The 14,489-nt window shown below is 33.1% G+C and carries 15 protein-coding genes; all 15 read left to right on the top strand.

The genetic code is table 11. From position 1 onward, the window contains the following. Window positions 1-295: 295 nt before the first annotated feature. The 15 genes from AC3ISE_RS20770 (at window position 296) to AC3ISE_RS20700 (ending at window position 14,443) form a co-directional block, all read left to right on the top strand. Window positions 296-439, top strand: coding sequence for a YwzD family small protein (locus tag AC3ISE_RS20770; protein WP_175443479.1), 144 nt, complete (start codon window positions 296-298; stop codon window positions 437-439). Between the two features lie 155 nt (window positions 440-594). Next, entirely contained in the window at window positions 595-726 is a 132-nt protein-coding gene (locus tag AC3ISE_RS20765) for a hypothetical protein (protein ID WP_263596912.1), read from the top strand. A gap of 229 nt (window positions 727-955) precedes the next feature. Then, the gene (locus AC3ISE_RS20760; RefSeq protein ID WP_489222448.1) at window positions 956-1,705 is read left to right on the top strand and encodes a YveK family protein; all 750 of its coding nucleotides are present in this window, start codon (window positions 956-958) and stop codon (window positions 1,703-1,705) included. After that, window positions 1,695-2,393 carry a CpsD/CapB family tyrosine-protein kinase gene (locus tag AC3ISE_RS20755; protein ID WP_396653316.1) on the top strand — a complete coding sequence of 233 codons (699 nt, stop codon included), beginning with the start codon at window positions 1,695-1,697 and terminating at the stop codon, window positions 2,391-2,393. The genes AC3ISE_RS20760 and AC3ISE_RS20755 overlap by 11 nt, the downstream gene beginning before the upstream one ends. A gap of 130 nt (window positions 2,394-2,523) precedes the next feature. Then, complete coding sequence (locus AC3ISE_RS20750) at window positions 2,524-3,288, top strand: tyrosine-protein phosphatase (protein WP_489222447.1); 765 nt, start codon at window positions 2,524-2,526, stop codon at window positions 3,286-3,288. A gap of 223 nt (window positions 3,289-3,511) precedes the next feature. Next, a complete protein-coding gene (locus AC3ISE_RS20745) occupies window positions 3,512-4,837 on the top strand; it encodes a UDP-glucose dehydrogenase family protein (RefSeq protein WP_489222446.1) in 1,326 nt (441 codons plus the stop codon). Window positions 4,838-4,857: 20 nt separating this feature from the next. Continuing rightward, window positions 4,858-5,739, top strand: a complete 882-nt coding sequence (gene galU / locus AC3ISE_RS20740) for a UTP--glucose-1-phosphate uridylyltransferase GalU (protein ID WP_489222445.1) — start codon at window positions 4,858-4,860, stop codon at window positions 5,737-5,739. A gap of 16 nt (window positions 5,740-5,755) precedes the next feature. Next, window positions 5,756-6,418, top strand: coding sequence for a sugar transferase (locus tag AC3ISE_RS20735; RefSeq protein WP_489222444.1), 663 nt, complete (start codon window positions 5,756-5,758; stop codon window positions 6,416-6,418). 1 nt (window position 6,419) lies between these two features. Continuing rightward, complete coding sequence (locus tag AC3ISE_RS20730) at window positions 6,420-7,679, top strand: hypothetical protein (RefSeq protein WP_489222443.1); 1,260 nt, start codon at window positions 6,420-6,422, stop codon at window positions 7,677-7,679. Next, the gene (gene pssD, locus AC3ISE_RS20725; protein ID WP_489224396.1) at window positions 7,666-8,106 is read left to right on the top strand and encodes a PssD/Cps14F family polysaccharide biosynthesis glycosyltransferase; all 441 of its coding nucleotides are present in this window, start codon (window positions 7,666-7,668) and stop codon (window positions 8,104-8,106) included. The genes AC3ISE_RS20730 and pssD overlap by 14 nt, the downstream gene beginning before the upstream one ends. Then, the gene (locus AC3ISE_RS20720) at window positions 8,042-8,581 is read left to right on the top strand and encodes a glycosyltransferase (RefSeq protein WP_489222442.1); all 540 of its coding nucleotides are present in this window, start codon (window positions 8,042-8,044) and stop codon (window positions 8,579-8,581) included. The genes pssD and AC3ISE_RS20720 overlap by 65 nt, the downstream gene beginning before the upstream one ends. Continuing rightward, window positions 8,582-9,709, top strand: a complete 1,128-nt coding sequence (locus AC3ISE_RS20715) for a polysaccharide pyruvyl transferase family protein (RefSeq protein ID WP_489222441.1) — start codon at window positions 8,582-8,584, stop codon at window positions 9,707-9,709. Further along, window positions 9,681-10,760, top strand: a complete 1,080-nt coding sequence (locus AC3ISE_RS20710) for a glycosyltransferase family 4 protein (protein ID WP_489222440.1) — start codon at window positions 9,681-9,683, stop codon at window positions 10,758-10,760. Before AC3ISE_RS20715 ends, AC3ISE_RS20710 begins: the two co-directional genes overlap by 29 nt. Beyond that, entirely contained in the window at window positions 10,745-12,049 is a 1,305-nt protein-coding gene (locus AC3ISE_RS20705; RefSeq protein WP_489222439.1) for a lipid II flippase MurJ, read from the top strand. Before AC3ISE_RS20710 ends, AC3ISE_RS20705 begins: the two co-directional genes overlap by 16 nt. A gap of 90 nt (window positions 12,050-12,139) precedes the next feature. Continuing rightward, window positions 12,140-14,443, top strand: a complete 2,304-nt coding sequence (locus AC3ISE_RS20700) for a triple tyrosine motif-containing protein (RefSeq protein WP_489222438.1) — start codon at window positions 12,140-12,142, stop codon at window positions 14,441-14,443. The last annotated feature ends 46 nt before the right edge of the window (window positions 14,444-14,489 follow it).

Here is a 14,489-nt window from a genome sequence, read left to right as displayed (position 1 = left end):
AGTATATATTTTTGCGCTTCTATGTTCAGCTCCATCGTCCTGAACAAATCTGTGTATCGGAGCTAAGCGGGCGCTTTTGCTTTTCGTAGTCAATTCTTTCATTATAACTGATTAAAGCCAAAGGATAAAACGGAAAGGGAAATTTCGGCGGAGAGGTTTAGAGTTGAGAAAAATCGGGGACATAAAAGATAGTTCGACACGAATGGTATAAAAAACAATTGCCAGGCGACAGAAAACGCAGTATAATCTGCTTGTTGTATAAAATTGTAAATTATAAGAAAGGAAAATTTGTAGAATGAAAGAAAATAGCCTTAAACAAGAAGAGCTTCTGCAAATTTTAATGCACGCTTACCAAAAAGGCGAGCATTCAAATGAAATTACCACCAAAGAATTGCTTGAAGAACTGATTCTTCAGTTTAGAAAAGTATATGCATCTTAATAGATAGACACCGAAAAAAGTCCGCAACAAAAAATATGCGGACTTTTTTCGTCATCATATGACTAAAGTTCTATTAGACTATTAATATTCCCTCCGATATAATAAGCATAAACATTTAGACAAATATCGACAGTTTTTGAGGGGGATTTATACAAATGAGTCATTGGATTACACCAGAAGAAATGGAAAGAAAAAGAGAGCTGAAAAAGCGCATGCTGACAGTCTCTATTCCGCTTTTAACAATTTTATGCACAGCGCTTGTAACCGTTTTAATTAACGGACTATAATACGGTAAGAGATTCGCTTTTTTGCGGGTCTCTTTTTTGCGTTCGAAAAAATTTTACACACAATTTACAAATCCTTGTTATAATTGACACTGTTGTTCAAAAAAAGATAATAAATGACAAAACAAATGAAAATTATCACTTTTACTGTAAAAATTTGTAGCTATCAATTAGGTCTTTTATTATAATAAGCTTTATGTTTTTTATTACAAAAATTAATCGGAGGGTCAACATGGAAGAAACAATCAGTTTGAAAGAACTGTTTCAAACCTTAAAGAAACGTCTTTCTCTCATCATTATTATCACGGCAATCGCCGCAGCCACTAGCGGAATTATTAGTTACTTTATTCTAACTCCCATCTATCAATCTTCTACCCAAATTCTCGTGAATCAAGCCAAAAGTGATCAGCAGGCATTCAACCCTGGAGAAGTGCAAACCAATCTTCAATTGATTAATACGTATAACGTAATCATTAAAAGTCCTGCGATTTTAGATAAAGTCATTAAACAGTTAGATTTAAACATGACAAGCGGACAGCTAAATGAAAATGTTGCTGTAGCGAGTGAGCAAAATTCACAAGTTGTTACCATTTCTGTGCAAGATGAAGATCCTAAGCAAGCAGCAGAAATTGCAAATACAATTGCAACTGTTTTCCAGAAGGAAATTGCAGCAATTATGAACGTAGATAACGTAAGCATTCTATCAAAAGCTAATTTGGGTATCGATCCATCTCCAATAAAACCAAAGCCAGTATTAAATATAGCTATTTCATTAGTAGTAGGTCTAATGGCAGGTGTGGGATTAGCATTCCTATTAGAATACTTAGATAACACAATCAATAACGAACAAGACATTGAAAAGCACTTAGGTTTGCCTGTATTAGGGGCAATTACCCGTATAGATATGGAACAGGAAATGAAAGATCAAAAAGCAACTGGAAATCAGATCACTAGAACAAGAGGTGAGTCTATTGGCTCGTAAAGACCGAAAACAAATGTTTCAATTACAAAGCAGAAGTTTAATTTCAATGACAACACCAAAATCGCCAATAGCTGAACAATATCGTACAATTCGCACCAATATTCAGTTCTCAACGGTAGATGAAGAAATTAGCTCTATGATTGTTACTTCTGCAGGTCCTGGTGAGGGAAAATCAACAACTGCAGCAAATCTTGCAGTTGTGTTTGCACAACAAGGAAAAAAAGTTCTTTTAATAGATGGAGATTTGAGAAAGCCTACTGGCCACCATACATTTAAAGTTGATAATCATGTAGGACTTACAAATATATTAACGAGACAATCTACCTTAAGCCAAGCTGCCAAAGATACAGATCAGAATAATCTATTTATATTGACAAGCGGACCAATTCCTCCAAATCCTTCAGAGCTTCTGGCGTCTAAAGGAATGAAACAGCTAATTGAGGATGTTAAGAGAGAGTATGATCTCGTTTTATTTGATACACCACCAGTTCTTGCGGTAACAGATGCACAGATTCTCTCAAATGCGGTTGATGGAGTTGTCCTTGTAGTAAGCAGCGGGAAAACCGAGTTAGAATCAGCAAAAAAGGCAAAGGATGCTTTAGAGCAAGCACAGGCTAAAATTCTTGGAACAGTCCTTAACAACAAAAAGCAACAGGATAGTCAATATTATTATTACGCAGCAAAATAAATGATTATTCGACAAAATACACCCCTTTTGGACTAGTTCTTTTTATGGTATTATCTCAAAGTGTTAATACGTGTATAGGTATTATTTTATTACATAATACCTATACAAATTACAATAGGCGGTGGTTCTTATGATTGATATTCATTCACACATTTTACCTGGTATAGATGATGGTGCTGACAGTTTTGAAGAAGCATTACAAATTGCGAAAGCAGCTGTTAATGAGGGAGTTACAACGATTATTGCCACACCCCATCATCAAAATGGAAAATATATAAATGAAAAACAAAACATTATAAAAAAAGTCGATGCACTAAACCTATTATTTAAAAAAGAAGATGTTCCTCTAACCGTATTGCCAGGGCAGGAAACAAGAATTCATGGAGACTTGCTCATTGAACTAGAGAATGATCTTATTCTGCCGCTAAACCACACAAACTACGTATTTATTGAGCTTCCTTCTGGGCATGTACCAAGGTATACAGAACAAATGCTATTTGACATCCAAATGAAGGGCCTCACGCCAATCATCGTCCATCCTGAACGAAATTCAGAAATTATAGAAAATCCGGATCTTTTGTACAAGCTAGTAAGTAAGGGAGCACTTACACAAATAACAGCTTCAAGCCTAACGGGACATTTTGGAAAGAACATCATGAAATTCACGCTGCAGCTCATTGAATCTCAGCTGACCCATTTCTTAGCCTCGGACGTTCATAGCCTTAAAAATCGTCCATTTCGACTGGCTAATGGATATGGTGTTCTTAATCGTGAATTTGGATCAGATTCAGTATACCTTTTTACAGAAAACGCAGAGTTATTGATTAAGAATTTGCCAGTTTATAGAATGGATCCAAGCAGAATCAAGAAGAAAAAGTTTTTGGGTATTTTTTAAGCAAGAACTGTGATACCTAATCCATCATTATCAATGGAGGCACTCGGCTGCTTTGTAGGTAGAAAGACCTTATACGTTTGTCGTCCTGGGTGTAGTGTGAGGATGGGTTTGAAGCACAATTTAAATATTTTACTTAAGATATTTAACGAAAGAGTACTTAAAAAAGAGTACTTTTCCGTTAGATACTTTTGAAAGAGAAATTATACAGAAAAGGTGAAAATAGATGAAAATCGCAGTAGTAGGAACTGGATATGTTGGATTAGTGACAGGTACTTGCTTATCTGAAATTGGACATACAGTTACATGCATTGATATTGATCAAAAGAAAGTAAACAAAATGCGTGAAGGTATATCTCCAATCTATGAACCAGGTTTAGATGAATTAATGAAAAAGAATATACAAAGAAGAAGATTGTTCTTTACAACAAATCATAATGAAGGATTTGAAGAGGCTGACGTAATTTATATTGCGGTAGGTACTCCAGAAAAAGAAGATGGTTCGGCTAATCTATCATTTGTTGAACAAGTAGCAAAAGATATTGCGACTCATGTTAAAAAAGATGTAGTGGTAGTTACAAAAAGTACAGTCCCTGTAGGAACAAATGATTGGATCAAAGAAGTAATTCAAAACAATCTAGTCCATAATGTGAAAGTTGATCTTGTATCAAATCCTGAATTTTTACGTGAAGGTGCTGCAATCTATGATTCTTTTAATGGAGATAGAATTGTAGTTGGAGCAAATAATGAAAGTGCAGCTAGTATTATAGAAGAAATTAATAAACCTTTTGGCATTCCTGTATTTAAAACGAATGTTCGAAGTGCTGAAATGATTAAATATGCGGCTAATGCTTTTCTTGCAACAAAAATTAGCTTTATTAATGAAGTCTCAAACATTTGTGAAAAAGTAGGGGCAAATGTAGAAGACGTTGCGAATGGAATGGGACAGGATAGTAGAATCGGTTCACAATTCTTAAACGCTGGAATTGGTTACGGTGGTTCTTGTTTCCCAAAAGATACAAAGGCACTTATCCAAATTGCGGGTAACGTAGAGTATGATTTTGATTTACTAAAAGGTGTGGTCAGAGTTAACCAAAAGCAACAAGAAATCCTCTTGGATAAATTGAACAAACGGTTTAACAGCTTAGAAGGAAAGAAAGTTGCAGTTTTAGGATTAGCATTTAAACCAAATACAGATGACATGAGAGAGGCAGCATCTATAGTTATTACGAAACATTTAGTTAAAAAAGGTGCGCATGTTGTAGCCTATGATCCAGTTGCTAAGGAGAATGCGACAAAATTATTAGATTCGAATGTGAAATATGCGACAAATACTGTTGAGGCATTAAAAGATGCTGATGTTGCGTTGATTTTAACAGAATGGAATGAATTTATAGATTTAGAAATAGGTACGTTTGTAGAAAATATGAAACTACCAGTAATATTTGATGGGCGTAATTGTTATGATCCTAAAATCATTGAAAACTATTATGTGGAATACCACTCAATGGGAAGACCTTCAGTTAAAAATTTACAGTTGCTTAATGTTTGATAAGTTAAGGGGGATTTAAAGTGAAAAGAGTTAGGAAAGCGATTATTCCAGCAGCGGGATTAGGGACACGTTTTTTACCAGCAACAAAAGCAATGCCTAAAGAAATGTTACCAATTGTGGACAAGCCTACGATTCAATACATAGTTGAAGAGGCAATTGAGTCTGGGATTGAAGATATTATTATTGTGACAGGTAAAGGGAAACGTGCGATTGAAGATCATTTTGATCATAATTTTGAGCTTGAACAGAATTTAATGGGTAAAGGGAAATTTGACCTTTTAGAAAAAGTACAGCATTCATCAGAAATTAATCTTCATTTTATACGCCAAAAAGAGCCAAAAGGATTAGGACATGCAGTATGGTGTGCTAGAAAGTTTGTTGGTGATGAGCCATTTGCGGTATTACTGGGTGATGATATTGTTGAATCAGAAACTCCTTGTTTAAAGCAGTTAATTAATGAATATGAGAAAACGGGGTCTTCTGTGATTGGTGTTCAAACAGTTGCTGAAGATCAAACACATCGATATGGAATAATAGATCCGCTAGAAAGAGATGGAAAACTCTATAAAGTAAACCGTTTTGTAGAAAAACCTGCACAAGGAACAGCACCATCTAATCTAGCAATTATGGGCAGATACGTAATAACTCCCGAGATTTTTAAATTATTAGAAGATCAAGAAACTGGTGCGGGTGGAGAAATACAACTAACAGACGCTATTCAACACTTAAATGAGAAGCAATCCGTATATGCTTTCGACTTTGAAGGTACTCGATATGATGTTGGTGAGAAGTTAGGATTTATTAAAACAACAATTGAGTTTTCCTTAAAACATGAAGATATTAAGGACGACATGATCAGATACATGGAAGACCTATTAAATGTACTGAAAGTTAAAAGGTAAGAGGTGAAAGTATTATATGGAAGGCTACTCTATTACAGTTTTAGAACCAGAAATTGGAGACGGATTAGAATTAAAACGTCTATATGAAAAAAGAAAGAGAGTTATAGATATTATTGGTTCTTTAATCGGAATAATTTTATTGTTTCCTATCTTTTTACTTATAGCAATTTTAATCAAATTGGAAGACCCGAAAGGTAAAGTTTTCTTTATTCAGAAAAGGGTTGGTAAAAATGGCAAAGAATTTAATATGATCAAATTCCGATCAATGGTTCATGATGCAGAAGATAGATTAAAAGCATTATTAAAGCATAATGAAGTTCCTGGAGCTATGTTTAAGATGAAAAACGACCCAAGAATTACGAAGATCGGAAAATTTATACGAAAAACTTCTATCGATGAACTTCCACAATTGTTTAATGTATTTAAAGGAGAAATGAGTTTGGTCGGACCACGTCCACCGTTACCTAGAGAAGTAGAAACTTATAACGAGAACCATTTACAAAGACTACTAATAACACCAGGATGTACGGGACTCTGGCAGGCAACAGAAAGAAATAATGTTGGATTTGAAGAAATGGTTCAACTGGATCTTTATTATCTAAAAAATAGGACGATATTCTTTGACTTTAAAATTATTTTTATGACAATAAAAATAATGTTAATTCCTAATGGAGAATAAAATGAGCAGAATTGTTATTCAAATTCTTTTAGTAGTCTTATTATTTCAGGAACTATTAGCTGTAAATATACATCCTATCATTGATATGGCAGATGAGATAATTGTTATTTTCTTAGCATTGTTGGTTTTGATTAAATTAATTAAGACTCAAACCATATCAAAACATACAATGATAGTATCTTTACTAACTATAGCATTTTTGCTAATTGGTTTTATATCAAGTTTTTTAAGAGACGGAATCACAATAAATTCTATCATTAGCTCTTTCCTAGTAGTGAAGGGATTTATTGTATATTTAACAATCTTCGAATTAACGGGAAAAAATGAAGATAAAATTAAGTTAATATTAAAAACAATGATAGTTATTGGATACTTACTTATGTTTTTTGCGGTGATTGACTTTTTATTTTATGAAAGATTTAGAGCATTATTAAATCTAGAATATCGTGCAGATATTAGGGCCGGTTTAGTAAGTGTACAGTCTTTAATGACACATCCAGGTGTCTATGGATGGTTTATGAGTTTATGTGGAATTATAATGTTCTCGAAGTTTTTATGTAATAAAAACAAAAAATATATTATTATATCCATTATCTTTTTCTTGTTTGCAATTATTTCATTACGCTTTAAAGTAATCATGTTACTAGCGTTTCTTATTTCTTATTTACTATTCAAATCAAAAAATAAGATATTAGGAGTAATAGTAGTTACTTTATTTGTAGCACCTACCTTTTTATTTTTCTTTGGCGATTTATTATCATTGACGATTGAAAGATATATCCAAATTGATTATGATGAGTCAGCGAGAAAGGCTTTATATTTATTTTCGTTTGAGATAGCAAAAGATTACTTCCCATTCGGTACTGGCTTTGGAACTTACGGAACATTTCAGTCAATTGATCCATATAGTAGCGTTTACTATGAATTCGGATTAAATCGTGTTTGGGGATTAAGCCCAGATAATCCAATGTGGCTGACTGATACTTTTTGGCCAGCGATACTTGGAGAAACAGGATTATTGGGGATCATGCTTTATGGTTGTGTGTTTTTAATTATTTTTAAGAAACGAAAACAAATTAAAAAAAGATTAAATAGTTACTACTATTACATTTTTATCTTTATTTTTATTCATGCTTTCTTAGAATCTTTAGCCGAACAAATTTATTTTTCAAGTCCGCAATTTATCATTATTTTTACATTGTTGGGCTTAATTTCTGCGGAATTAAAGGAGGAAAAAGTTGAAGAAAGTGTTGATAGCTAGTTCAACAGGTGGACATTTTACTCAAGTTAATAAAATAGCTGCATCTTTAAATAAGAAGGATGTTGCCTATTTGGTTGAAAAGCATCCTTCTATAGTGCCAAAGGATGATATGTACTTTTTAAATATGTTTAATAGAAAAGAAAATTTTGTGAAGACTATTATTGCAAACACAAGAATTTCTTTTCATGTATTAAGAAAAACAAAGCCTAAATATATTATCTCTACTGGTGCAGGTGCGGTTATTCCTTGTATGATCCTTGGGAAACTTATGGGTTCAAAAATTATCTTTATTGAAAGTTTTGCAAAGGTAAAATCCCCTACTATGACTGGTCGACTAATGTATTTCATAGCAGATCGATTTTATGTACAATGGCCAGATATGCAAAAAGTATATAAAAAAGCTATTTACAGAGGTGGTATTTATTAAGAAGATATTAGTTCTTTTAGGTACTCAGAAATTTGGATTTGAAAGATTAATAAATCATTTATCTACTTTAGCCGATGATAGTAAGAAGTATGAGTTTACTATTCAAACTGGTTATAGTTACCCTCCAAAAAATAGTGATATAATTTGGTTTGATTTTAAAAATGCTGAGGAATTAAATGAGTTAATCAAAGCTTCGGATCTTATTATTACTCATGCAGGCACCAGTTCAATTAATCAAGCGTTAACTTTAAAAAAACCAATTATTATTGTACCGAGAAGACAGAAGTATAAGGAACATGTGGACGATCATCAATTAGAAATGTCAGATTATTTTCATGGGAAATATGAGATACCCGTCATTTATGAAATTGAAGATCTTAATGCCGAACTTTTAAATAAGGATTTAAAAATTGCAATGATAACAAATGAGAAAAATCTTATAGATGATTTAATAAATTATATGGAGATTGGTTAAATGAAGATAGCGATTGTTGGTAATTATGGTAATCGTAATGCTGGTGATGATGCGATTTTATCAGGATTAATTCATACGTTGTTTACTATTAAGAAGGATATTGAAATAACTGTTTTTACAAATAATAAGGATAATACAGATACAGTTAAAGGTGTAGTGAAAGAAAGTTTGATCTATAAAGAGAAAAACTCTAAAATAGTCAATATCATATTTTCTATTAAAGAAATACTCAAATTTAAAAAAAAGTTTGACATTGTTATTTTAGGCGGTGGAGGTATTCTAATGGATATGTATCCAAGAGATTTACCTCTATATTGGTTCATTGTGAAAAATATTGTTAAACGAGATGGCACACTTATTGTCCATGGGGTAGGAGCAGGACCCCTAAAAACATCTTTGGGTAAGACAATTGTAAAAAACATCTTAAACTCTTCTAAGGTAATTAGCGTGAGGGATGAAAAGTCAAAAAAAATCTTGAATGAACTGATCTCAGGGAACCGTTCAATCGAAATTATCGGTGATCCTGCCTTTGGTAATGAGCATTTAACCATATCAAGAGAGGCTTTAGTAAAAAAAATTGGGATAACGGTTTTACCCTATTTTGCGGATTATTATTGGCCAGAATATGATAAAGAAAAGTTTGAGCAATATAAAAATAACATTATCAAGTTAATTCACGGCCTTTCTGAAAATAAAAATAATCAAATCTACTTATATAGCACCAAGTATCCTGATGATCATAGACTTGCAAATGAAATTTATCAGGAGACCAAACAAAAAAATGTTATTTTGAATGAAGACATACTTAGTCCAAAATCTTTGATTGAATTTACACAAGATTTGGATGTAGTCGTAGGTACGAGACTGCATTCCCTTATTATTGGTTTATTAGTCAATGCATCTATTTACGGTATCGGTTATCACCATAAAGTAGAAGGCTTTTTTGGCGAAATGGAATTAGAGAATAATTTCTTTAAAATTGATGAGTTAAACGTTGATAAACTAATCGAAGAAATCAATCAATCAGAGAGTAATAAAAATAATATCATTAAGGCGAATTCTATCTATCAAAGCAAATTTGCAAAGGGTGTAAGCATTCTTGAATCAGTTATCGAAGAGAAAAAGTAAGAATAATGAAGTCTTATTAGTAAGTAATATGTTTCCTTCTAAAGAAAATGCTGCGTTCGGTTCATTTGTTTATAACCATTATAAAAGATTAAAAGAGAGTTTTCATATCGATAAGATTGTGATTGATAATCATCGGAAAGGCAAAAAAAATGTTATATCAAAATATTTAACGTTTTTCCTTCAGCAATTAAAAGTGTTCCTCTCTTCTAAAAAATATCAAATTATCCATTTCCATTATGTTTTTCCTACTGCATTATTGATTGACCTTTTCAAATTTCTTGGTTCAAAAACAATCGTCACAGTTCATGGCGGAGACGTTGACAATATGGCAAAGAGGACGAAGCTTCATAAATCAATGACAAAGCATATTTTAAATAGGGCAGATTGCGTTCAATGTGTTAGTGACTATCTAAAGAGTCTTATTGTCAAAGAGTTTGAAGTAAATCCAGAAAAAGTTGTTGTTTTTAATATGGGAATTGATGAATCATTCCTTACCATCCCAAATGAAAAAACAAAAAATTACGATATATTGTTTGTAGGGAATTTTATAAAGTCAAAAGGTGTTATAGATTTATTTGAAGCATTAAAGAATTATCCTCAATTGAGTGTTTGTATAGTAGGGTCTTTACATGATAAGAGTGTTTATGAGAAATGTACGGAAATCATAAATAAATATAATTTGAATGTAGAATTTACAGGAGTAATTGGAAAAAGAGAACTAAAGGAGTATTACAGTGCTTCTAAAATGCTAATTTTGCCTTCTCACAATGAGGGTGCTGGTCTAGTAACCTTAGAGGCTATGGCAAGCGGTCTGTTAGTTCTTGGTTCAAATGTCGGTGGTTTATCAGAACTCTTAGCAGAAAATAGAGGGATTTTATTTGAAGCTAAAAATGCAAATGATATTTCTTCTGCGATTAAAAAGGGATTAACAATCGTAGAAAGTGAAGATATGGATAAAATTACAAAAGAAAATATGAAATATGCTCGCAGTATGACCATATCTCAACAAGTATCAAAAGTAGAGAGGCTATATAAATGTTTCCTAAAATAACAAAAAATAAATATTTTGTCTTTATTGTGATCGGAATATTGTCGTTTCTTGGGAAAATTGTTGGCTTCGTTAGAGAACTTGTCATTGCAAATGAATTTGGTACGACACTTATAGCTGATAATCTATCTTTACTATTAAGTATTCCAACTTATATTTATTTAATAATTGGCGGGGCATTATCAACTTCCATTATTATATTTGCCAATTCGAAAAATAATAATTCAGGTTTTATGAAAGGTTTAAAAACGATTTATAAACATATTGGAGTTGCTTCAATATGTTTATTTCTGTTGATTTTAACCATTTATTTCGTATATAAAGACTTCATTCATCCATCTATTTTAGTGATCTACTGGTCTATTCCTGCCTATGTCTTTTTATCACTTAGGACGAGCTTATTTAATATGATCTCAAAACCGGTATATCCGCAAATTTCGTTGATTATCGCAAATGTGTTTTTTGTCATTTTAATCTATCTTGTTCCCTTGGACTTTTTTAAATGGGATATTTACGTTACATTTAGTTTAGCTTTCACCTTAAGTACAATCATTGGTTGGCTATCATTGTTAATGATGAAAGCTGCATTTGTAACAAAAGAGCCAGTTTATATTAAACCTAATAAAGTAGAAGAAAATGAAATGACTGTAAAAGAGTTTTGGGGCATATCATTACCGATCATTTTTGGCGGGGCTTCATTACAAATAAATAACATACTTCAACGAATGTATGCAACCCATTATGAAGAAGGGGTAGTCTCAGCTGTAAATTATTCGACTAAGTTAGTATCAATCCCGCAAGGTATGATGCTAGTAGGTATTGGAGCGATGATGTTCCCATTAATCTCAAGGAAAATAAGAGAGGGCAAATTAGCATATTTAAAAAATTTGTATTCTAAACTCTGTGTTAGCCTATTTGTTTTATTTTCCATTGTCGCTATTATTATGTTTGTGTACTCTGAGTTAATTACAAAACTTGTCTTTATGAGAGGGGAATTTGATCTTGGCTCAGTTAGTATAGTATCTGATGCACTTGGCATTTATGCCTTTACAATACCTCTTTCTATTATTATGATTTTACAAACTAGATTTCTGTACGGTTTTAAAATGCAAAAAGCAGTCAATTATGTCTCGTTAATTTTTCTAGTCATTATTTCAACAGCGTTTTTTTATGTTTTCAAAAGTACAACTTCATTTTTACTAATACCTTATATTAATATTGGTGTACTTTTGATCATGGTTATTATTTTTCATGTTTTGTTGAGGAATAAATTGAAAACAGAACAAAGCTAAAAAAATAAATAAGGTAAATAGTTTAATCGCTAGAAACTATTTACCTTATACATTTATATTTTTATAGAATTGTTTTTTACGGGGGAAACCATGAAATTGCATCAAGTAAGAACAATAATTAAGATTCTTGCAATGATTGTACTGATAAGTATTACAATTTCTTCGCATAGTTTGGCTGTTGAGGATTTGACAGCGCCGGCCTTGGAAAAAGTAGAGCTTGGTACAACTGAATTAAATGCAGGAGATAGTAACAGCATTTATATAACACCGAACGATGACATTTCGGGAGTAAAGTATGTGTTTTTTCATGCAGAAAGTCCGTCAGGTAATCAATCATACGGAGCAAATATCTATTCTGTTGATGAACAAGGAAGATGGTACGGGACAATTCCAATTAATGCGAATGCTGAAGGCGGTACTTGGAAGATAGATATGATTGCATTAACGGATCATGCTGGAAACACCAAATATTATCATAGTGGACAAGACTTCACAGCTGAATTTAGTGTAACTAGCCCAAATGCCGATTCGTCAGCTCCATCATTAGAAAATGTAGAGTTAAGTAAAGCTGAAATAAATGCAGGAGAAAGCAACACAGTCTTTATAACACCAAAAGATGATATTTCGGGAGTAAAGTATGTGTTTTTTCATGCAGAAAGTCCGTCAGGGAATCAATCATATGGAGCAAATATCTATTCTATTGATGAACAAGGAAGATGGTATGGGACGATTCCAACGAACACAAATTCCGAAGGCGGTACCTGGAAGATAGATATGATTGCATTAACAGATCATGCAGGGAATACCAAATATTATCATTATGGACAGGATTTTACGACTGATTTTAGTGTAACTAACCAAAATGCTGATATATCTGCACCGTCATTAGAAAATGTAGAGTTAAGTAAAGTAGAAATAAAAGCCGAGGAAAGTAACACCATTTATATAACACCGAAGGATGATATTTCGGGAGTAAAGTATGTATTTTTTCATGCAGAAAGTCCGTCAGGGGATCAATCATATGGGGCAAATATTTATTCTGTTGATGAACAAGGAAGATGGTATGGGACCATTCCAACTAACGCAAATTCCGAAGGCGGTACGTGGAAGATAGATATGATTGCTTTGACAGATCATGCAGGGAACACAAAATATTATCATTATGAACAGGATTTCACAGCAGACTTCTACGTGAACAGTGGAAATGACCATGTAGATTCAGTTACATTATCAGTTGATCATACCGGTCCGGAAGAAATAGGAACACCTATTAAATTAACGGCAAATTCAGAAGGAAGCGATCGTCCCGAATATCGGTTCTTTATAAGAGACGAAAAAGGGGTCTTAACTACAATCCAAGAATATGGAGAAATGAATTCAGCAACGTGGACACCAACTATCCCAGGAACATATAAACTAATCGTTCATGCAAAGGATCAGAGCGGAACTGGCACAGAGAATTATTATGAAGCTAGAGCTGATATGAGTTTCAAGGTGGAAGGTTCAAAGGTAACTGGAGTTAAATTAAACACAGTTACAGCTTCTCCACAACAAGTTGGTTCTTCCATTAAACTGACGGCAGCTGCAGAAGGTGGGACAAATCCAGATTATCGTTTTTTTGTACGTGATGAAGAAGGAATTCTTACGACAATCCAAGAATATGGCAATGGAAGTAATGTAACTTGGACACCAACAGAACCAGGAACATACAAAATTATTGTGCATGCAAAGGATAAGAGTAGAACTGGTCCAGGAAATTACTATGAAGCCAGGACGGATATGAGCTTTAAAGTAGAAGGAATAAAAGTAACAGGCGTTCATGTAAATGCAGATGTAGTTTCACCTCAAATCATCGGGAATTCGATAAAATTAACTGCGTCAGCTGAGGGTGGAACCAATCCAGACTATCGATTTTTGGTACGTGATGAAAAAGGAACTCTCACCACAATACAAGAATATGGCAATGGAAGTAATGCATCATGGACTCCTAAAGAACCAGGAATATACAAAATTATCGTACATGCAAAGGATTCAAGCAGAACTGGTTCAGGAAATTACTATGAAGCTAGAACTGAAATGAAGTTTATGATTGAAGGAATAAAGGTAACTGGAGTTCAAATAAACTCAGATAGAGCTTCTCCACAATTACATGGCCATCCCATAAAATTGACAGCAACTGCTGAGGGTGGAACCAATCCAGACTATCGATTTTTGGTACGTGATGAAAAAGGAATTCTCACTACGATTCAGGATTACGGAAATGGCAGCAGTGCAATATGGACGCCAACAAATCCAGGCACATATAAAATTATCGTGCATGCAAAGGATCGGAGCAGAACGGGCCAAGGAAATTATTATGAATCCAGGAATGAATTACGTTTTATTATTGAATAAAAAAATTGGTCGATTTTATATCTAAAATCTTCTACAGAATAAAGTC

The sequence above is a fragment of the Metabacillus sp. KH_069 genome (assembly GCF_057838075.1).
Note: the sequence above shows the minus strand (reverse complement) of the source record. Positions and strands in the feature narration are given on the sequence as shown.

Excerpts from the sequence above, each read along its gene's own strand:
- AC3ISE_RS20750 (WP_489222447.1), top strand. The coding sequence starts at position 2,524 with ATGATTGATATTCATTCACACATTTTACCTGGTATAGATGATGGTGCT.
- AC3ISE_RS20700 (WP_489222438.1), top strand. The coding sequence starts at position 12,140 with ATGAAATTGCATCAAGTAAGAACAATAATTAAGATTCTTGCAATGATT.
- AC3ISE_RS20745 (WP_489222446.1), top strand. The coding sequence starts at position 3,512 with ATGAAAATCGCAGTAGTAGGAACTGGATATGTTGGATTAGTGACAGGT.
- AC3ISE_RS20705 (WP_489222439.1), top strand. The coding sequence starts at position 10,745 with ATGTTTCCTAAAATAACAAAAAATAAATATTTTGTCTTTATTGTGATC.
- AC3ISE_RS20735 (WP_489222444.1), top strand. The coding sequence starts at position 5,756 with ATGGAAGGCTACTCTATTACAGTTTTAGAACCAGAAATTGGAGACGGA.
- AC3ISE_RS20770 (WP_175443479.1), top strand. The coding sequence starts at position 296 with ATGAAAGAAAATAGCCTTAAACAAGAAGAGCTTCTGCAAATTTTAATG.
- AC3ISE_RS20715 (WP_489222441.1), top strand. The coding sequence starts at position 8,582 with ATGAAGATAGCGATTGTTGGTAATTATGGTAATCGTAATGCTGGTGAT.
- AC3ISE_RS20765 (WP_263596912.1), top strand. The coding sequence starts at position 595 with ATGAGTCATTGGATTACACCAGAAGAAATGGAAAGAAAAAGAGAGCTG.
- AC3ISE_RS20760 (WP_489222448.1), top strand. The coding sequence starts at position 956 with ATGGAAGAAACAATCAGTTTGAAAGAACTGTTTCAAACCTTAAAGAAA.
- AC3ISE_RS20730 (WP_489222443.1), top strand. The coding sequence starts at position 6,420 with ATGAGCAGAATTGTTATTCAAATTCTTTTAGTAGTCTTATTATTTCAG.
- AC3ISE_RS20720 (WP_489222442.1), top strand. The coding sequence starts at position 8,042 with ATGTACAATGGCCAGATATGCAAAAAGTATATAAAAAAGCTATTTACA.